The 17,829-nt window shown below is 56.0% G+C and carries 18 protein-coding genes; 8 read left to right on the top strand and 10 right to left on the bottom strand.

Translation table 11 applies throughout. The features are described 5' to 3' along the window. Positions 1 to 9 precede the first annotated feature (9 nt). Positions 10 to 876, top strand: a complete 867-nt coding sequence (locus OHL22_RS01855; RefSeq protein ID WP_317890877.1) for a polyprenol monophosphomannose synthase — start codon at positions 10 to 12, stop codon at positions 874 to 876. Here OHL22_RS01855 and OHL22_RS01850 read toward each other — a convergent pair. The 9 genes from OHL22_RS01850 to OHL22_RS01810 form a co-directional block, all read right to left on the bottom strand. Beyond that, on the bottom strand, positions 860 to 2,404 hold the full coding sequence (locus tag OHL22_RS01850) for a hypothetical protein (protein ID WP_263332600.1): 1,545 nt from the start codon (positions 2,402 to 2,404) through the stop codon (positions 860 to 862). The two genes, OHL22_RS01855 and OHL22_RS01850, sit on opposite strands and share 17 nt — an antisense overlap. A 219-nt stretch (positions 2,405 to 2,623) precedes the next feature. Continuing rightward, complete coding sequence (locus OHL22_RS01845; RefSeq protein WP_263332598.1) at positions 2,624 to 4,408, bottom strand: chloride channel protein; 1,785 nt, start codon at positions 4,406 to 4,408, stop codon at positions 2,624 to 2,626. After that, positions 4,408 to 4,569, bottom strand: a complete 162-nt coding sequence (locus tag OHL22_RS01840) for a hypothetical protein (protein WP_263332596.1) — start codon at positions 4,567 to 4,569, stop codon at positions 4,408 to 4,410. Before OHL22_RS01840 ends, OHL22_RS01845 begins: the two co-directional genes overlap by 1 nt. 125 nt (positions 4,570 to 4,694) lie before the next feature. Further along, the gene (locus OHL22_RS01835) at positions 4,695 to 5,420 is read right to left on the bottom strand and encodes a ZIP family metal transporter (protein WP_263332594.1); all 726 of its coding nucleotides are present in this window, start codon (positions 5,418 to 5,420) and stop codon (positions 4,695 to 4,697) included. A 93-nt stretch (positions 5,421 to 5,513) separates the two neighbouring features. Continuing rightward, on the bottom strand, positions 5,514 to 6,008 hold the full coding sequence (locus OHL22_RS01830; RefSeq protein ID WP_263332592.1) for a DUF4149 domain-containing protein: 495 nt from the start codon (positions 6,006 to 6,008) through the stop codon (positions 5,514 to 5,516). A gap of 12 nt (positions 6,009 to 6,020) precedes the next feature. Beyond that, positions 6,021 to 7,325 carry a carboxypeptidase-like regulatory domain-containing protein gene (locus tag OHL22_RS01825; protein ID WP_263332590.1) on the bottom strand — a complete coding sequence of 435 codons (1,305 nt, stop codon included), beginning with the start codon at positions 7,323 to 7,325 and terminating at the stop codon, positions 6,021 to 6,023. Between the two features lie 99 nt (positions 7,326 to 7,424). After that, on the bottom strand, positions 7,425 to 7,712 hold the full coding sequence (locus tag OHL22_RS01820) for a hypothetical protein (protein ID WP_263332588.1): 288 nt from the start codon (positions 7,710 to 7,712) through the stop codon (positions 7,425 to 7,427). Between the two features lie 2 nt (positions 7,713 to 7,714). Then, positions 7,715 to 8,239, bottom strand: a complete 525-nt coding sequence (locus OHL22_RS01815) for a cytochrome c-type biogenesis protein CcmH (RefSeq protein WP_263332586.1) — start codon at positions 8,237 to 8,239, stop codon at positions 7,715 to 7,717. Then, on the bottom strand, positions 8,239 to 10,308 hold the full coding sequence (locus tag OHL22_RS01810) for a heme lyase CcmF/NrfE family subunit (protein ID WP_263332584.1): 2,070 nt from the start codon (positions 10,306 to 10,308) through the stop codon (positions 8,239 to 8,241). The genes OHL22_RS01815 and OHL22_RS01810 overlap by 1 nt, the downstream gene beginning before the upstream one ends. Positions 10,309 to 10,520: 212 nt before the next feature. On the opposite strand from OHL22_RS01810, the gene OHL22_RS01805 reads away from it, so the two are divergent. From OHL22_RS01805 to OHL22_RS01780, 6 genes are all read left to right on the top strand, one after another. After that, entirely contained in the window at positions 10,521 to 11,102 is a 582-nt protein-coding gene (locus OHL22_RS01805; RefSeq protein WP_263332581.1) for an RNA polymerase sigma factor, read from the top strand. Then, positions 11,099 to 11,908: a hypothetical protein gene (locus OHL22_RS01800; RefSeq protein ID WP_263332579.1), complete on the top strand. Its 810-nt coding sequence runs from the start codon at positions 11,099 to 11,101 to the stop codon at positions 11,906 to 11,908. The genes OHL22_RS01805 and OHL22_RS01800 overlap by 4 nt, the downstream gene beginning before the upstream one ends. After that, a complete protein-coding gene (locus OHL22_RS01795) occupies positions 11,905 to 13,173 on the top strand; it encodes a HEAT repeat domain-containing protein (protein ID WP_263332577.1) in 1,269 nt (422 codons plus the stop codon). Before OHL22_RS01800 ends, OHL22_RS01795 begins: the two co-directional genes overlap by 4 nt. Positions 13,174 to 13,205: 32 nt before the next feature. Next, on the top strand, positions 13,206 to 14,267 hold the full coding sequence (locus tag OHL22_RS01790; protein ID WP_263332575.1) for a HEAT repeat domain-containing protein: 1,062 nt from the start codon (positions 13,206 to 13,208) through the stop codon (positions 14,265 to 14,267). Between the two features lie 74 nt (positions 14,268 to 14,341). Continuing rightward, positions 14,342 to 14,800, top strand: a complete 459-nt coding sequence (locus OHL22_RS01785) for an RNA-binding protein (RefSeq protein ID WP_263332573.1) — start codon at positions 14,342 to 14,344, stop codon at positions 14,798 to 14,800. Between the two features lie 143 nt (positions 14,801 to 14,943). Then, the gene (locus tag OHL22_RS01780; RefSeq protein ID WP_263332571.1) at positions 14,944 to 15,849 is read left to right on the top strand and encodes a DUF2076 domain-containing protein; all 906 of its coding nucleotides are present in this window, start codon (positions 14,944 to 14,946) and stop codon (positions 15,847 to 15,849) included. Between the two features lie 85 nt (positions 15,850 to 15,934). Here OHL22_RS01780 and OHL22_RS01775 read toward each other — a convergent pair whose 3' ends face one another. Continuing rightward, positions 15,935 to 16,837, bottom strand: coding sequence for a hypothetical protein (locus OHL22_RS01775; RefSeq protein WP_263332569.1), 903 nt, complete (start codon positions 16,835 to 16,837; stop codon positions 15,935 to 15,937). A gap of 339 nt (positions 16,838 to 17,176) precedes the next feature. Between OHL22_RS01775 and OHL22_RS01770 the strand changes: the two genes are divergently transcribed. Then, a complete protein-coding gene (locus OHL22_RS01770; protein ID WP_263332567.1) occupies positions 17,177 to 17,575 on the top strand; it encodes a bactofilin family protein in 399 nt (132 codons plus the stop codon). Positions 17,576 to 17,829: the final 254 nt, after the last annotated feature.

The raw sequence follows: 17,829 nt of genomic DNA, 5'->3' as shown, positions 1-17,829 counted from the left end.
AACACACTCATGTCTTCGATAGCGATATCACAATCCTACATGCCGGACTCTGTATCAGCGCCTGCTCAGAAGGGGCGTGAAAGAGCACAGTTCGCACTTGTAATCCCAACATTGTGCGAGGCGGGAAATATTCTCGAGTTGTTGGAGGAGGTTCGCAATGTTCTCGATTCGGTTGGTGTGAACTACGAGATTCTTGTTGTGGACGATGAAAGTTGTGATGGGACGGGCGAGCTTGTAAAGCGGGTTGCCGAGAATGATCCGCGAGTTCGCTTGCTGGTGCGCAGAGGAGAACGGGGTCTTTCGGGGGCAATTTTGCATGGCTGGCGTCACAGCGATGCCGATGTCCTTGGAGTAATGGATGCCGATCGGCAGCATCCGCCAGCACTGCTGCCTCAACTGCTGCAGGCCATTTTGAACGACAGAGATGTTGCTATTGGCAGCCGCTACACGAAGGGCGGCGAGACAGGGCAGTGGAATCTGCTTCGAAGATTGTGGTCTTCGATGGCGGTGTCCGTTACGTTGCCATTACAGCAACGAGGCATACGGGCAAAAGATCCAATGTCCGGGTATTTTCTCGTGCGGCGCACTTGCCTGGGTGACATTTGCTTTGAACAAAGTGGATTCAAGCTGCTCCTGGAGATTCTCGTACGGGGCAGGATCAGCTCCATTCAGGAGATACCATTTGCCTTTGGCCAGCGAGCTTCAGGAACCAGCAAGGCAAATCTTCGCGTTGCCAGGGATTTTGCCAGCCTGCTCCTGAAACTCTATGCAAATCGTCTGCAGCTTTCGGGTCTTAAAGAGCAAACAAAGACAGTTCGAAATCTTCCTGAGGCCGAAGAGGCTACCTCCAGTGAGCGCGTTACTCTCCGGAGGTAAAAACACTGCCGACTACTTCAGGCATTTTGCAGACAGTGTAGGGAGCTTGGGCGAATGGGCATTCCAGTCCAGCAGGCGCCTGGCCGCGAATAACAGTCCAGGAAACCTGAGGATATTCTTCACGAAGATGTTTGAAGTCTGACTCTGTGAAGTTGTTGAGGCCTGTTGTTGCCGTTGACATGGACTTCCAGGAATCGGCTAGAGACGGAAAAAGAGAAACCGCCCCACTGTCTTTGTAATAGTCCGCGAGTGCTGATCGCTCAGAGATCGCGCGGAAGCCATGCATATCTGTGCCTGGAGCCTCGAAATAGCGCGAATCGACGGCAAAGACCGCATCCTTTGGAGTGTTGTGGCGCACCCAGAGCAGCGTGTTTATCCATGGATTGGAGCTGGATGACGATGGCAGCTCGATGTGCGGGCTGTCCGGATAGGTTGTTTTGCCGACGACGAACATGCCAATGGCGAGCAAGACGGTTGTCGCGGGTAATATCCAGCGATGTTTGTTCGCTGTGAACTCTGCCAGAATGCCACCCATCAACAGGATAAAGATAAGCGTGATGAGGTGGAAACTACGTAGCGGTTGCAAGCGCTCGAACATGTCGAAAGCGGGAGAGGTTGCGAAGAGTGCTGCAACGGCGATCGATGCGAGGCCAAAGGGGACGAGAGCGAGGCAGAGCTTACGCATGGCGCAGCACGTACCACGGAGATTCGATCTCCAGAGGTAAGCAAGAATTCCGAGAGGTGCCAGAAGGCCGAGCCAGTGGTACCAAGTCCAGTTGTAGAGGAAGAAGTAATCACGCGAGTAGAGCGCCTCGCGGTAAGCGCCATGAGCACGCTCCAGATGGAATCCCGAGGGCAAAAGGAACACCATCGATGCGGCTAATCCGGCAAGTACCGGAACGGGTTCTTCCTCTGGTACTGTCGCTCGCCCGCCATAGTGAATCACCCCGAGCAGGAACGCAAGATAGACGACCATTTGCGGGTGTATGGCTGCGGTTACTAGAAGACCTGCTAAGGCCCAGGCGAACTGTTTTCGCAGAAAAACAGCGAGCGTGAACAAGCACAACGGCGTAGACAGAGAACGCGCTGTTAAGTAGGGATCCACCAAAAGCAGGCCAGTGTTGGTGGCAGGCATGGTCAAAAGGACCGTAGTGACGAGTACCGCGCCCCATCGTGCCCGCGGAGATTCAAAACAGGCCTCGGCCAGCATCCAGCACGAGACGAGCGCCGCGAAAAGTGTGGCCAGATACCACAGGAAGAAAACCCAATCGGGCGGTAGATGGGTAAGGCGTATGCTCCAGCCAACCATGGAGCTGAAAAGCGATAAATGCGCGTGCGATTGAAAGAATTCGGGTGCAAAGGAGAAGAGGGATGGGTCAGCTGCCTTCAGAGCGCCGGGCAAATAAATCTCAGCGTCCTCAGTGCCAAGGTGATAGCCATGGACGAGAAGCGCAGCGATGGTCAATAGACCGAGCCGACCGATCGGTAAAGAGAATGGGCGTGGATTGAAGATTCGGCTAAATCGCAAAGCAGCCGTCCGCCCCCGAGATCATAGATGGAGAAAAAAACGTTTCAAAAACGTGCGCAAACGGGCGTGGGACGCGCCCAAGAAAACCAGTCATGCAGAAAACCTCAATTGTAGTTGGACGATCAATGCCCATTGTAGGACGACAAACGCAAAAATGTGTCATCAATTTCGCATGATTGATGATGGATACGTGTTCGATATGTCACACATGTTTATACGTTACGCATCGTGATAGCGGTCGAGAACCTGTTCTTTTGTGAGCACCCCCTCGATAGCGGTTGGTACTGCCCGGTTGCGTATGAGCAGCGCCGGCCATTTGGAAAAGAAGTGTAAGGTCGTGTCGAGCGGCATATCCGGATAGAGCAGCGGCAAGCGCCGCTCCGGCAGCAGGTCGCCGATCGCTGTCTCGGGTGAGGATGCTGCGCCCAGTTGCTGTAGTTCCTCGATTCCGAGGGAATATCCGTTCCCGTCAGGAAAATGGACGATGATCAGGCCGCGATCGTCGGGGCTGGCTTCAGCTTCGCACAGCGCCTCGCGCAAAGGGCGGGTTGGTGGCAGAACCGGGATGTCCGGCTGCGTCCTGGAAAATCCTGCGGGGGCATGCAGCGCATCTTCGATGTGAAGACGCTCCTCTTCTCGGATCTCTTCCATTGAAGGCAGATCCAGGCCATCCTGTCGCGTGAAGGCTTCGAAGATGGGCACCGGATCAAATTTGCGCGCGATCAGATAGGCGATTGTGTTGGCAAGAATAACCGGGGCTACGATGGAATAATTGCCGCTGACTTCGAGAACCATGAAGACACTGGTGAGGGGTGCGCGCAGAAAGGCGGCAAAGAGCACTCCCATGCCTGCGAGAGTGTAAGAACCAATTGGTCCGGCGAGGTGAGGAAGCCAGATTTCCTGCAAGTTGCCGATGGCGGTGCCGAGCATCGCGCCCACAAAAAGCGTGGGAGCAAACATTCCTCCGGGGGTTCCAGAAACGAACCCTAGGGTAGTGGCGAGCATTTTTAGCGCGGCCAGGATGAAGAGCAGCTTCCAGCCAAAATTCCCATTGATAGCCTGGTTGATGGATTCGTAACCGACACCCATAACCTGTGGGAAACCCAAATAGCCAATCAGCCCAATAGCAAGCCCGGCCAGAGGCGGTTGAATGATATGTGTCCATGCCGGTAGGCGCGCCAAACGGGGACGCAGTTGGCGCATGGTGCCGGAAAAGATTAGCGCGGCGATGCCACCGGCGATACCCAGAGTTGCATAGGCAAGCAGTTCGCGCGGGTCGCGCATCTCCAGGTTAGGCACACGAAAGAGCGGTGCATCGCCAAAAAACCAGCGCGAAACCGCATCGCCCGAGATAGCGGCTAGAACGATAGAACCAAGCACGGATGCGTTCCAGTTTCCGACGACTTCCTCAATGACAAACAGCAAGGCAGTGATGGGCGCGTTGAACGCTGCAGCAAGGCCAGCAGCAGCGCCGACCGGAGCAAAGAGGCGCAGTTTTTCAGGCGATAACCGGAACTGGCGACTGACTGTGGAAGAAATTGCAGCGCCAACCTGCAGCGAAGGATCTTCAGGGCCCAGCGAAAAACCTGCTCCAATTGCAAGCGCTGTACCGATGAGCTTGCCGAACATCGTTCGCATGGAGATATAGCCATTGTGAACGTACATGGCGGCTTTGGTCTGATTGATGCCGGAGCCGCGCGCAGCCGGAAAAGCATACTGAACGAGAATAGCGACGAGCAGCCCAACAGCGCCCGGAACGGCAATCAGGTGCCAGTCTCCCGGACGCATATATTTGCCGATCAGAGCCAGACGAAGCCATTCAATAGAGATGCGGAAACAAACGACGAGCAATCCTGAAAGAATGCCGATGAAGATAGGTAAAACGAGAAAAAGATATCGCTCGCGGCTGACCGGCTGTTGAAATGCCGGAAGGCCGGGAGATGTTTTAGAGGAGATTGTTTCGGCGGGCTGGCCTGAGGAAATACCGTCCGTGGATTGGGCCATCAGTGGTGCCTCATCGTCGGAAGAGTGATGACCGGAGTGTTGTCGGTCGGCAGTCCGAGTGAGGCACGATAACGGTTGTACGCGCTGTAGTAGAGGCCTGCTACAGCAAACATAAGCAGCGTGATGGCAGCAAGAATGCTGAGAGCAATCGCGTCTCGCATAGCTAGTCTGCGCAGAGGATGGTTTCTTCCCCAAGCGTCAGAGAACCTGGTGCCAGCTTCCATGACTTCCAGTTTATGCCACTAGCCTCAATTTCATTGCATGCGAGGCGGTGGCGGGCAAGCAGTTACACATTGGGAAGCAACAGACGCAAAATCAGGAATCCAGCCACGCCTGCGAAGAAAACAAGCGCCATGCGGATGCCCGGCTCGCGGTTGACTTCGGGTACGAGATCGGTTGCAGCGACGTAGAGCGCAACTCCTGCCGAAATGGGCAGCCCGTAGCGGACCATGGACGGCAGTAATTCAATCACCAGCACGCCGACCAAAGTGGCTGCCGCGAGCGCGATGGCTGAAAAGAGAGCAACTTTGCGGCTGCGTCCGCTGGCCAGCATGACAGAAGCCATGGTGAAGCCCTCAGGGGCTTTGTGCAGCAGGATAGCCAGAAAGATCAGCATTCCGAGGACGTTTGAGAGGGCGAAACCTGAGCCGATGGCGACTCCATCGAAGAGCGCATGGACAGTAAGCCCAGCCAGCACCGAATAACTGGTATGCAGAGAAACGAATTCGCCGTGATGAGTCTCTTCACCGAAGTGAAAGTGTGCGTTGATGGTGTGTTCGAGGAAGTGGACGGCGCAATAGCCTGCCATCACAAGGATTGGAGCAATCTTGGCATCAAGACGCAGACTCTCAGGCAGCATTTCGAGCACAGAGGTCGCCATGAGAAAGCCGGCACCAAGAGCGACGAAATAACGCAGATATTTCTGGATACCTCGTGCGCGTACGAGGACCAGACCGCCGACAATATCTGCCAGCGCAGCGATTACGCCCAGAATGATGGAGAGCTTAAGCATTGGACAGAATACTATGTTCCGTCACAGAGCCTGATGCAGCATAACGGCTAAATTATGACGAACGAAAACATTCACTGAAAAATCAGATGAGTTTTAGGGTTGTTTCGCTGCTGTTTCCGCACCTGCGATCAATACAACGGTGACGATACCGAGTAGCAGAATGCTGCCTTCGACCGTAGTACTTCTGCCATGAAGCCGGTTGAAATCCACGCGATATGGATTGTCGACTGGAACGGCATCGATTGCGCCGCCTGCTGCAATCCGGTCGTGCTCCATTGCCGGGATAATGACGAATTGTGAGTACGAAGTAAGCGCGAGCATCAATACGATGAAGACCATTGGCGCCAGCACGCTGCGGGATTTATACACTCCCCACGCAGGAGCAAGAGCGAGCAACGCCAGCAGCACAACTCCACAGACCAGACCCATGCCGTGAAGAATGCGCAGGAGGCCGCCGACAACCTGTCCGGCGGCATGCGTATCGCTGATGTGCGAGAAGGTGACTCCCGCAACGACGGGAAAAAATATCTCAGCGCCGAGCCAGACGATGAAGGCCAGCAGCAGCAGCGTGCGAAGGATCGTTTTCATCGTATCCTCCCGTTATCCTTGCCGCTTGAGTGCACGGCGCAGAACAGTTTCGAGTGCAGGTTTGACCTCGGCGTACTCTTCAGTTGAGAGCGTTCCCGCAATTTTTTCGCTTTCGATGGAGAATAGCTCCTCTTTCAGTGCATCCAGTAGAAGCTGATTGCGTGTCCGCCCGTTGGAGGATGTGGGAATTACTGTCGAGGCCGGGGTGAAAACGGGAGATGCAGCTGAACCCGCGATTGCCGGAGCAGCTTCGGTGACTCCTGAAGGCTTGCGCAGCAGAAATGCGGCGATCGCAACCAAAACCAAGGCGAGTCCGCTCAAAATCCACCACTTGTACTTGCTGAGCGGGTCGGGGGTATCGATAGGATTGCCCAGGCCGCCGCCGGGGCGGCCATTGGGGCCGTTGCCTGCGTTGTCGGCGGGCGATGATTGCGCGCCCTGGTCTGCACCCTGATTTTCACGTGGGAAAGAGCCTGTGCCCGAGACATTGAAGTCAAGAGCCTCGCCAGGGTGAACGCCGCGCATCAGGAATGTCTGCGCGCCAGGAGTGCCGTCATTGACCGTCTGATAACTGGTGCCCGCGCCCGGCTCGAACTTCATGCTGGCAGGGAGAATGATCGCGACATTATCGACCGCACCCATCTCCTTCGGTGAGAACTTGTAGTTGCCGCTGTAGTTCAGGTGATAACTGAGTTGGAATCGCGTGCCGTTTTCGCCTTCGTTGGGCCGAATCGGGTAAGAGAATGCGTAATGCCCCTTGGGATTGACCGGATCGGGTGTCGCTGAAATGGGCATATTCGAAGGACCGGTTGTGGCGGCACCTTCGAGAACCGCATCGGCGGGAAGCACAACCTCAAAGGTATGTTCGCTCGACTGCGTACGAGGCGGGGACGAGACGTTCTTAACAAAGTAGTTTTCCGTGACGTGAAGCTGGCCGTTATCGGCTTCGACACGCATGACGTCGGCCTCTGTCGAAACGCCCTCAACCTTGGCAGCCACGTCATAAACAGTGATGTCAGCCTGCGTGATGCCGGGAGGAACGTTCTTGAAGTATGCCCCCTTATCATGTTCCACGCGAATGAGATAAGGCTCCTCGGCAGGGGTATTCAAAGAGAAGTGGCCCTTGCTGTCGGTCTTGGTGCTACTGAGCTCATCGAGGCCGGCGGAGAGACTCAGCAGTGTGACTGTGTCTCCCGCGGAAGGCTTATTGGCTGTTATGTTGGTAACGGTGCCCTGGATGGTCCGGGCCAGAAGTGCCGGACTCGTAGCAATAGCCAACACCAATGCCGGCAGAATCCTATACAAACTTATCTTCAATTGCTATGCCTCATTACCTTTCAGAAAACCACAGATATTGCGAACCATTCAGGAAGCCGTCAACAGAATATCGAGCCGGCCAGTTGCTCACCAAAGAGCTCACGCATGCGTGTGGCTGCGAATGTAATCCATCTCGGCAAGCACTTTTGCAGCTTCCGCTTCGAGAATGTCTCGCTGCGTGGCGTAATCCTCGGGTGGGTATTTGCCTGCCTGAAATTCAAAGTTGAGCTCGCGCAAATTGGTGTATGTCTGTTCTTTCAGCTCTTCGAGGAAGTCGAGGCGCGTTTTCTGCCGCTGCACGGCAGCATGCTTCTCGGGCCAGAAGGTATAGGCGAAAAGTGCGATGGCTAATACACATCCCAGGATGATGCCGGCGTCGTTGGACATGGTTATACCTCGCCTTCCGTATTAGTTTCGCGGCGGATTCGTTCGCGCATATCGGAGTCAACCGTTGGCGAAGGTGTTGCTGATACCGAACTATCGGCGGAGACAAGTTTTGGCTGCTGGCGGATCCAGTTACGGACCAATAAAGCAGTGCCTCCGAGCGCCAGAATTGATACAGCAAACGGCATGATCCAGGCTACGAGGTTAAAGCCCTTGGTAGGCGGCGCGGATAGCACCACCATTCCATACTCCTGTACAAAACCCTGCAGAATGGTGGCGTCGTCCTGGCCGCTGGCAATACCTGTGCGGAGGCGGTCCATCTCCTCGCCGCGACTGGGGCAGCCATAGTGGTCGCAGCCGAGCAGCATCTGGGCGCATCCGCAGGTGCACATAAGCTTGTCACCGAGCTTGTGGAAGCGGTCGCCGGTATCGGTGGCCGCGAGTGAAAGACAGACCAGCACGGCCACGGCAATAGCCTGCATAGGACGCGCAAAGCGTGAGAACCAGGAATTGCGATGTGAAGTTAGCATCAGTCACCGCTCCCGACTGCGTTCATTGCCTCTGCTGTCACGGCCGGGCTGGGTTTGACGACGGTAACGGCTGCGCGAGAAGGGTTCAGGCTGGGAACCAGCGCCACCAGCGTGCCGAAGACCATAATGGCCAAGCCAATCCATATCCAGGAAACGAGCGGATTCAGGAACGCCTTGATGATCGGCAGGTCAGTGGTAGCATCGCGCCCCTCGTAAATGACATAAAGATCCCAGCGTAGGGTCGAATGATTAGCGACCATGGTTTGCGGCGTACCACTGGCTGCATACACACGCTTTTCAGGAGCCATCGGTTGGTTCAGCACTTTCTTTCCGTTTTCGTAAACATCCAGCAGAGAGAACTCGGTGTCGTAATTGGCGTTCGATTCCTGTGTGTTGCCCAGGTTCTTCAGCGTGTAGGGGCCAACGTTCATGGTGTCGCCTGGCGCCATTGCCTGCTCGGCGCTGCGGTTGAACGGGATTCCAGCGAAACCGATAAAGATGATAACCAGGCCCAGATGCACGATGTAGCCGCCGTAGCGCCGGGTGTTGCGACGGATCAACAGCAATGTAGCGGCAGCGAGATTTTTTCCGGTCTGGCGATGTACGACATTCGCGCCGCGGAAGAACTCAGAGAGAACTGCCGTAGACACTGCGGTTGCGAGAGAGAAGGTCATCAGAGAGTAAAAGACGCCTTCGCTGGTCCATGGCTTGAGGCCAACCGCCAGAAGAACGATTGCAGTGACCACGAAGGCGATGATGGGCAGAATGAAGTTGCGGCGCAGGCCGCGGAATGACGATGCGCGCCATGCGAGCAGCGGACCGATGCCAGTTAGGAAGAGCAGGAAGATGCCGATGGGAACGGTGACCTGGTTGTACCAGGGAGCGCCCATCGTGACCTTGGAACCCTGCACATACTCGGAGATGACCGGGAAGAGCGTTCCCCACAGGATAGTAAAGCAAGCAGCCAGCAGGATCAGGTTGTTGAACATGAAACTGGATTCACGGCTGACCAGCGATTCGAGATGATGTTCCGATTTCAGATGATCACGCTGCAGGATATAGGTAAAGATGCAGACGGCGAGGATGATGACGAGAAAGGCGACAAACCAGTTGCCGATCGAGGACTGCGCAAAGGCGTGGACAGAGCTGACAAGTCCAGCGCGTGTGAGCATCGTGCCCAGGATCGACAGGAGGAATGTCGAAAAGATGAGCCAGACATTCCACTGCTTCATCATGCCACGCTTCTCCTGCATCATCACCGAGTGCAGAAAGGCAGTGCCGGTCAGCCAAGGCATGAGTGAGGCATTCTCAACCGGGTCCCAGCCCCAGTAGCCGCCCCATCCCAGTACGGCATAGGCCCAGTGCATGCCGAGGAAGATGCCGCAGGTCAGGAACATCCATGCCACCATGGTCCAGCGGCGGGTGGTGTGAATCCATTTCTCACCGGGATAGCGCATCATGAGTGCGCCAAGGGCGAATGTGAACGGGATAGTGAAGCCGACGTAGCCGAGATAGAGCATCGGCGGATGGATGACCATCTCGGGGTACTGTAGAAGGGGATTGAGACCGTTGCCGTCTGGCGGAGCGATGCCGCCACGGACCAGCGAGAACGGCGGCGCGGCAAAATTGAGCAACAGCAGAAAGAAGACCTGGACAGCGGCGAGAATGGTGCCTGCGTAGGCGTGGAGCTTGACGTCGCTCTTGTGCGTAAGGCGAAGAACAAATCCATAGGCAGCCAAGAGCCATGACCAGAGCAGAAGAGAGCCCTCCTGACCGCTCCAGAGTGCTGCGAATTTGTACGGCGCGGGGAGGGCGATATTGGAGTGCTCAACTATGTATTCGATAGAGAAGTCATTGTGAAAAGCGGCCCAGACCAGCGCAAAGGCAGCGGCGGTGACGGTGACAAAGGTGGCAATACCAGCCTTGCGGGCGGTTTCGGCCATCTTTTCCGGATTGACTCTGGCTGGACCGCCAACGGCGATGAGGCGTAATGCGATGCCGCCGGCAAAGAGATTGTAGGCGGCCAACACCAGGCCTATTAAGAGCGCAAAACTGCCGAATGCTGCCATAAATTCTGTATCACTCCACCCTGCTCGCGTCCGGGGTATCTCTTTTGATTTTCGCACCGGAGCCGGGAGTCGCACAAAAAGCATGTGGAGAGCAAGACGATTTGCGTTATCTGATCGGTCGATGTTGATTTTGCAATGACTTACGAATGTAGCCAGAAGAACAGTGAAGTGCACAAAAATTCTTCCTAACCGGAATGCGGGATGGTTGTCTAATGCGCAACATGGGGAATGCAGACCAGGAATTAATCCGGCGAGTGCTGGCCGGGGAAAAGGACGCATATGGCCTGCTTGTCTCTGCGCATAGTGAAGCTGTCTTTCGTGTGGCCTATCGGATTACGGAAAACGAGGCGGACGCGGACGAGGTGGTGCAGGAGACATTCCTTCGCGGGTATCGCGCGCTGGATCGCTTCGACTCCAGGGCAAATTTTAAGACCTGGATCTACCGCATCGGCGTGAACTGCGCACTGGATGCGCGAAAAGCCAGGCAGAAGGCCGGGGCGGTTGCGATTGCCGAGGAATTTGAAGAGGAGCAGGTAGCCGTGCAGCTTGCCGATCGAGAAGCAGGTCCCGAGCGGATTCTGCTGGATCGCGAGATTGAAGGAAGGCGGCGCAAGGCGATGGAGCGTATGACCGAGAGCGAACGGACGGCGTTTGTCTTGCGGCATATGGAAGGCAGCTCCATGGAGGAGATAGCGGCCGTGCTGGGCGTAGAGCCGAATACGGCTAAGCAGGCGGTGTTTCGAGCAGTACAGAAGCTAAGGCGGTCGCTCGCGCCATTGTGGGTGAAGGCATGAAGCATTTGAATGAAGAGGAGTTGGTTGAGTTGTATTACGAGAGCCGCGATGCACAGGCGGACGAGCAGGGCAGCAATTTGCATATGAATCACGTGCTTGCCGAAAAGCACATGCAGCAATGTGAGGCATGCGCCACTGCATATGACGGGCTGGCGCGAGTGCTGGCCTCGGCAGAGGGCGAACCCGTTCCGGAACGCGGCGCAGAGTACGGTGCGCAGGTGTGGCAGGCAATACGAAGTTCGTTGCCGGTTTACGAGCCGAAGCGCAGGCACATTTGGGCAATGTGGCCGCGATGGGCTTATGCGATGGCAGGCATTCTGCTGCTGGCTGGCACGTTCTATGCCGGAAAGATCTGGGAACGGACGCACACGACAACGGTCGCGCAGAATGCACGGCAGGGCAGGGAACGCGTAGTGCTGTTCGTTCTGGATGGGCATCTGGACCGTTCGGAGCGATTGCTGGTGCAACTAAGTCACGCTGCAGACGATCCCGGAGCGAAAAGTGAAACAGTATCGCTTCCGCTGCAGTCAGAGGCGCGGCAGTTGCTGGCGGATAACCGGTTGTACCGGCAGAGCGTGGCCCAGGCAAAGGATCCCCTGCTGGCCGGTGCATTGGATCATTTGGAGCGTGTTCTGGTGGAAGTGGCGAACTCTCCAGATGACTTGAGCACCGCGGATGTTGAGCAGATGGAAAAGGAATTGAACACAGATGGACTGCTGTTCGAGATTCGCGTGCTGCGGGCGCGAGTCGCGGACCAGGCAAAAGAACGATCAGGGGCAATCGACAGAGGGAGAACGACGTTATGAAGATGTATCAATGGATGTGCGCAAGTGCGCTGGGCGGGGTACTTTCGCTGACAGCGTCAGCTACAGTGACGCTGTATCAGCCAGGAGATTACCGGATGCCGGAATACGCACCGGTTGCGGATGCTTCTGCTACGGGAAGCGCGGATGAAGAGAAGCTGTATGCACAGGCGACACAGGCGATCAACGAGAGCCGCTGGTCTGATGCCGAACCGCTGCTGAGCCAGGTAATCGAGCTGCATGGGCGCAGGGCGGAAGGCGCTCTCTACTGGAAGGCTTATGTGGAGAGCAAGCAAGGGCGCACCTCTGAGGTGGCCTCCACTTGCGCAAGCCTGCGGGAAGCGAATGCCCAGAGCAAGTGGATGAAGGACTGCAATGCACTGCAGATCGAAGTTGGCGGCAAGAACGGCCAACCTGTGCAACCGCAGAATGAGTCTGATGAAGATTTGAAGCTGCTTGCGCTCAACGCTCTTATGCAAAACGGCGACGAGAATGCTCTGCCGATTCTGCAGCAGATTCTCGAAGGAAATCAGTCGGAGAAGCTGAAGGAGCGTGCGCTCTTTGTTCTCGCACAGGACCAGTCAAAGCAGGCGCAGGACATCATGGCGCAGATCGTACGCGGCCAGAAAGATCCGAAGCTGCAGGTCAGGGCGATTCGGCTGCTTTCGGTAGCGCGCGGCAAAGAGTCTGGCGATCTGCTGGCAGACGTCTACAGCAAATCGAGCGATCCGCAAGTGAAGCGAGCGGTTATCGATTCTTACCTGGTATCCAATCAGCCGGACAAGCTGATCCAGGTGGCGCAGCATGAGAGCGATCCGGAGCTTGCGCGGCACGCGGTCTCGGAACTCGGCGCGATGGGCGCGGTGCCGCAACTCGGAGCAATGTACCAGTCGGCCCCTAATAAGGAGACGAAGCTCGCGGTCATCCATGCGCTCGTGGCTTCCGGTAACAAGGGTTCCGATCTGCTCAAGCAGATTGCATCCTCTGAGCAGGATCCTGAGTTACGTACGCAAGCAATCCGTAACCTGGGCATAGCAGGTGGATCGTCCGCTGCGCCCACGCTGGTTGCGATCTATCAGAAGAGCTCCGATGAAGAAAGCAAGAAAGCCGCTGCAAACGGTTTGTTCATCTCAGGCGACGCGCACGATCTGGTGCAACTTGCAAGGTCAGAGAAGGATCCATCGTTGAAGCGGGAGTTGGTAGGCAAACTTGCGGTCATGCACAACAAGGAAGCTACCGACTACATGATGGAAATCCTGAACAAGTAGCCAAAACAGATGATTGCGATGGGGAGGAAGCAATGCAAAGGAAGCACTATTGGACGGCCGTTTTGCTGGCAGCTCTCGCAGTACCTATGTTTGCCCAGCAGCCAAAGGTGAGCAACACACAGTTCGCTGCTGAGACGGTTACAGGCAATCTGGCCGCGAAACTGGATAGTGTCGCGCAATCTCACGACAGCGTCTGGGCAGGCTACGAAATACAGGCTCTGACAAAGACGCACTTTACTACGTGTTCCTCGGGCAACGATCCGGAAAATTCGGACGACGGATGCTGCGGTGAGTTTCATCTGGAAGATCACGAGTACAGCAATCACAATGGAAAGAACACTCCGGAAGTGCAATCCATCTATGTGCTGGTGCGTTTCGAAGCGGGCCAGGTTATCAGAATGCGTCCCGTGCCGGCCGGATGCCACATCAATGCGGATGGAGTCGCGTTTACTTGGCTGACCGGCGTTACGCAGGAAGAGAGCATTGCGTATCTGGAAAAGCTGGCGACCCGCGACTCAAGCGAAAAGCATGCGGTGGATGGAGCCATGATGGTGCTCGGATATCATGCCTCCCCTGAGGCAACCCGCGCGCTGGATCGGATTGCCGTGTCGAGTGCCCCAATGCGCACGCGGGAACAGGCGGCGTTCTGGCTTGGCGTGATGCGCGGTCACGACGGGTATGTTGCGCTCAAAGAATTGGCCGACAAGAGCAGTGATTCAGGTCTCCGCGAAAAGCTTCCTTTCGATTTTTCGCAGAATTCAGACCCTGCGGCGGAAGATGAGCTGATGTCGATGGCGAAGAACGACAGCGATACCAAAGTGAGAGAGCAGGCTATTTTCTGGATCGCGCAGAAGGCAGGGAAGAAGGCAGTGGGCGCAATCTCCGACGCCATCGAAAACGATCCCGAGACAGAGGTGAAGAAGCGTGCGGTATTTGCCTTGAGCCAGTTGCCGAAGGAAGAAGGCGTACCGCAATTGATCCACGTTGCCGATACAAACCGGAATCCAGTGGTGCGAAAGGATGCTATCTTCTGGCTGGGCCAGTCACATGATCCGCGTGCCCTGGCATATCTTGAAGCGATACTGAAGCGCTAGAAGCATCGATTGAGATAGCTTCTGGTCGAAGCCGAGGCCGGTGCATTATATTCAGCACTGGCCAGGTTACGAAGATGAAGTTCAAGAGCTGCCGTAAGCTTGCCGCTTCGATGCTCCCGTTGCTGGCGATCTTGTGTGGCTGCCGGGGCCATGGGCGGCAGGATACGGTGTTATCAACTGCATCCAATCTCAGCCAGACATGGCGTGCAACGGTAATTCTGCGCGGGTATTTTGTCGATGGAAAGCTGGATAAGAGTCCGGCTACGTTTGTGTTACTCGACAAAGACTCAGGCAAACCGAATTACGAAAATGGCCAGGATTTTCTCGATTCTCAGACTGTGATCAAGGCGAGTGATTGTGGACCGCTCGCCGTTCAGTGGATCGATGACAGCACCCTTAAGGTGATTTGCAACCGGTGTGGCCTCGCGCTTTCTGCTGTTGGTCAGCATCCAAGCCTTATGGGTGCGGTTCGTGTCCAGTACGACGGTTTTCCAGCTGTTTCATCCTGGGAGGGCGGATCGAGCTCCAATTGAGAGCGCGCGGCTTGCACCAGCAATACCCGGAACCTGGGCTGGGCGGTTGGCGTAGTATTGGCAGCGGAGCAACTTCACGCGACAGTTTGCGTCTTAGTGTTGAGCGTGGCTGAGTCCGTTTGAAGCCGCTGGAGGATCTTTCCGTGACACCTCAGGAAGAACAAATGTTGAATTCGCTCGTGGAAAAAGTCAATTCCACGCAACTGAGCGAAAAGGATATGACAGCCGAGGCGCTGCTGGCGCGTGGGTTTGCCAACAATCCAGATGCGGTTTACATTCTGGCGCAAAGCGTATTGGTGCAGAACATCGCACTGGAGCAGGCACGCGCCCAACTCTCTCAGGCACAGGAGCAGGTGCAGCAGCTTCAACAGCAGGCGCAACAACCGGCACATTCCACGAGTTTTCTTGGAGGTCTGCTGGGCCACCGCGATCCCCAACCTCCGCCCCCGCCCCCACCGCAGTCAGGCTACCAGCAGGTATATGCACCGCAGCAGCCCGATTACCAGACGCCGTATAACCCTCCTTATCAGGGGCAGCCATATGGCGGTCAGCAGTATGGTGGACCCCAATACGCGGCTGCTCCGCCACAATATGTTGCGGCGCCGTCATCACAGCCTAGCTTTTTGCGCGGGGCAGCGCAGACCGCGGCTGGTGTAGCAGCAGGTGCGCTCGCTTTCGAGGGCGTGGAGTCATTGCTGCATGGTGGATTCGGCCATCCTGGTATGGGAATGGGGATGGGCGGCTGGGGTATGCCAGGCGTCGGGTTCGGCATGGGGCCCGGCGTCGGATTCGAGCGGCCGGTAGAAGAGAATGTGGTCAATAATTACTACGATTCGCCGGCTCCGGAACACCACATGGAACAGGGCAACTATGGTCAGGACTTTGACCGGGGTGGTGAAGAGCACGGGCGGAACCAGGGCTGGGATGATTCTGGGTCGGGAGTGGACGATAACTCCGGAAGCAGCTCGGATTTCAACGAGAACAGTGACTTCGATAGCGGTGGTGGTGACTTCGGCGGCGGAGGTTCGGACGATAGCGGCAATTTTTGAAATGCAATCACATCTCCGAAAAGGGCGGGCTCTTGAGTCCGCCCTTTTCGTTGCTTTAACTGATCTGGTGAAAAAGGCAGGCTCTTTAATATCCGATAGCGGTGGTGGTATGCGAAATCGCTTCCGCCGCAGCAACCGGATGAACTTCCAAAAGTTTGATGGCTTGTTGATAGCTCATACCGGGTGTAACGGGAATGTACTCTGTCATGCCGAGTGTTGTGTCGAGTTTGACTGTCTTGAAGAGGACGCGGGCGTTCATGACCAACACCATGCGTGTTGTGCGCCATTCGTGATCGCCAACATCGGCTTGTTCCAGCAAAAGCGTGCCGCCCTGATCGAGCTTGCCTAGAAGTCCGAAGCCGTAATCGACATCGCGAAGCCGCTTGCACTCCAGGCGTGTTACGCGCTCCTGAGCCACATCGATCCAGAGTTCTCCAGCCATGCCTTTCAGGACCTGTGCTTCGATGTCCTGTGGATCGAAATTCGGGTTTGGCTGGAAGGAGAGACGGTAGCTTGGGCCTTGCGGAGTATTGACCGTACCGGCGTAGGAATAGAGGAAAGCGTCAGGCAAGGCCTGCATGACCTTGCGTGCTCGTTCTGCGTCCCCTTGTTCGCGCTGCTGCCGGTGGCGCTGTTGATCCGGGTTATTTTGCAGCGCTTCCAGCCGGTTCTCCTCGTTTTGTTCTTCCTGTTGGCTGAGAGGGGCGTCGTTGATGGCGATCAGGCGCGCTACGTCTCCATCCTTGGTCTCAACAATCAGTTTGGTAGTAGTGAGCCGGGGACTCTGCTTCCGGAGCCTGTATCGCATGGGATGGGTAGTATCAGCAGCGGCGGCAGCCTCGGTCCGTAATACACGTTTGACCAGTGCCTGTGCTTCATCGCCGGTCAGGGCATGTGTCGTGATCTGATCTGCAGCATGAGCCGCGAGAGCGCCGGCCAGGAGCGCGAAAGCCGCCAACCAGAGCATCTTCAGGAGCGATAGGCTCACTCCGTTGAAAGAAGCTTTTCGTGAGCATGGTTCGGATAATGTTGTCATTCTTGCGCGCAGGCTATTCACGGCTCCTAGTTTTAGACGCTCTCTGCCCCGTCGGGTTGCGGATGTTTCTCTTGGGTTTGGGCTCGAAACAGCATGCCTTCCTGCATCTCAGGACAGCACTTGCAGGCATGGAGGGAGAGCAGCCCTGATCGATGAAACCCGGTTGGGATTACTCAGAAGATTCCGTCTACGCACGCAAATTGAGAGTGTTTCTGCCAGACACCAACGGTTTGCGTGCGGGATGCTATATTGCGGGCAGGGTTCGCAAAGCGACCTTTAAGGACATAGCCCATGGCAATGGAAAATACGCCGGCCCGGATAGGGAAATCAGTCATTATTCGAGGCGAAGTAAAGGGTAGTGAAGATTTGTATATCGATGGCCGTGTCGAAGGCACGATCAGTCTCACTGAGAGCCGTCTGACCGTCGGCCCAAATGCCATACTAGCCGCCGATCTGACCGCGCGGGATGTTCTAGTGCAGGGACAGGTGCAGGGCAACATCGTTGCAACGGGACGGGTAGAGTTACGTGCAGGATGCCAGGTGAATGGCGATGTTCATGCTTTGAGGCTCGCAATCGAGGATAATGCTGTCTTTCGCGGCAAGGTAGATCTTACTCAAGGGCCGGCCAAAGCTTCGGAGGGGACCGCAACCGGCGGAAACGAACCGGCAACCTCAGGAGCGTTGTCCTAGCTGCCGGCGCTTCTCAGCCGCGTTGTACTGCCCGTGTAGATCGTATTTTGCGGCAACCTCGTGGATCAGTCGATCGTACAAATTTGAAGTAATTTCCTCATTTGGGTATTCGAGGCATTTGCCGGTATCCTTCCGGTGAGAGACCGCATCGCATTCGGACGGCATAGTGGCGGCGTTTGCGGGCAGGCTGCGAGGATAACCGCAGAGGGCATAGTTCATGCTGGGCAAGCTGTTTGATCGTCAGTCGGGGACGG

This window comes from Acidicapsa dinghuensis, from assembly GCF_025685685.1.
Classification (GTDB): Bacteria; Acidobacteriota; Terriglobia; order Terriglobales; family Acidobacteriaceae; genus Acidicapsa; species Acidicapsa dinghuensis.
Note: the sequence above shows the minus strand (reverse complement) of the source record. Positions and strands in the feature narration are given on the sequence as shown.

What these genes read in the sequence shown, in the direction of transcription:
- OHL22_RS01855 (WP_317890877.1), top strand. Translation starts at nt 10, where the DNA reads ATGTCTTCGATAGCGATATCACAATCCTACATGCCGGACTCTGTATCA.
- OHL22_RS01845 (WP_263332598.1), bottom strand. Translation starts at nt 4,408, where the DNA reads ATGGCCCAATCCACGGACGGTATTTCCTCAGGCCAGCCCGCCGAAACA.
- OHL22_RS01840 (WP_263332596.1), bottom strand. Translation starts at nt 4,569, where the DNA reads ATGCGAGACGCGATTGCTCTCAGCATTCTTGCTGCCATCACGCTGCTT.
- OHL22_RS01835 (WP_263332594.1), bottom strand. Translation starts at nt 5,420, where the DNA reads ATGCTTAAGCTCTCCATCATTCTGGGCGTAATCGCTGCGCTGGCAGAT.
- OHL22_RS01830 (WP_263332592.1), bottom strand. Translation starts at nt 6,008, where the DNA reads ATGAAAACGATCCTTCGCACGCTGCTGCTGCTGGCCTTCATCGTCTGG.
- OHL22_RS01820 (WP_263332588.1), bottom strand. Translation starts at nt 7,712, where the DNA reads ATGTCCAACGACGCCGGCATCATCCTGGGATGTGTATTAGCCATCGCA.
- OHL22_RS01815 (WP_263332586.1), bottom strand. Translation starts at nt 8,239, where the DNA reads ATGCTAACTTCACATCGCAATTCCTGGTTCTCACGCTTTGCGCGTCCT.
- OHL22_RS01810 (WP_263332584.1), bottom strand. Translation starts at nt 10,308, where the DNA reads ATGGCAGCATTCGGCAGTTTTGCGCTCTTAATAGGCCTGGTGTTGGCC.
- OHL22_RS01805 (WP_263332581.1), top strand. Translation starts at nt 10,521, where the DNA reads ATGCGCAACATGGGGAATGCAGACCAGGAATTAATCCGGCGAGTGCTG.
- OHL22_RS01800 (WP_263332579.1), top strand. Translation starts at nt 11,099, where the DNA reads ATGAAGCATTTGAATGAAGAGGAGTTGGTTGAGTTGTATTACGAGAGC.
- OHL22_RS01795 (WP_263332577.1), top strand. Translation starts at nt 11,905, where the DNA reads ATGAAGATGTATCAATGGATGTGCGCAAGTGCGCTGGGCGGGGTACTT.
- OHL22_RS01790 (WP_263332575.1), top strand. Translation starts at nt 13,206, where the DNA reads ATGCAAAGGAAGCACTATTGGACGGCCGTTTTGCTGGCAGCTCTCGCA.
- OHL22_RS01785 (WP_263332573.1), top strand. Translation starts at nt 14,342, where the DNA reads ATGAAGTTCAAGAGCTGCCGTAAGCTTGCCGCTTCGATGCTCCCGTTG.
- OHL22_RS01770 (WP_263332567.1), top strand. Translation starts at nt 17,177, where the DNA reads ATGGCAATGGAAAATACGCCGGCCCGGATAGGGAAATCAGTCATTATT.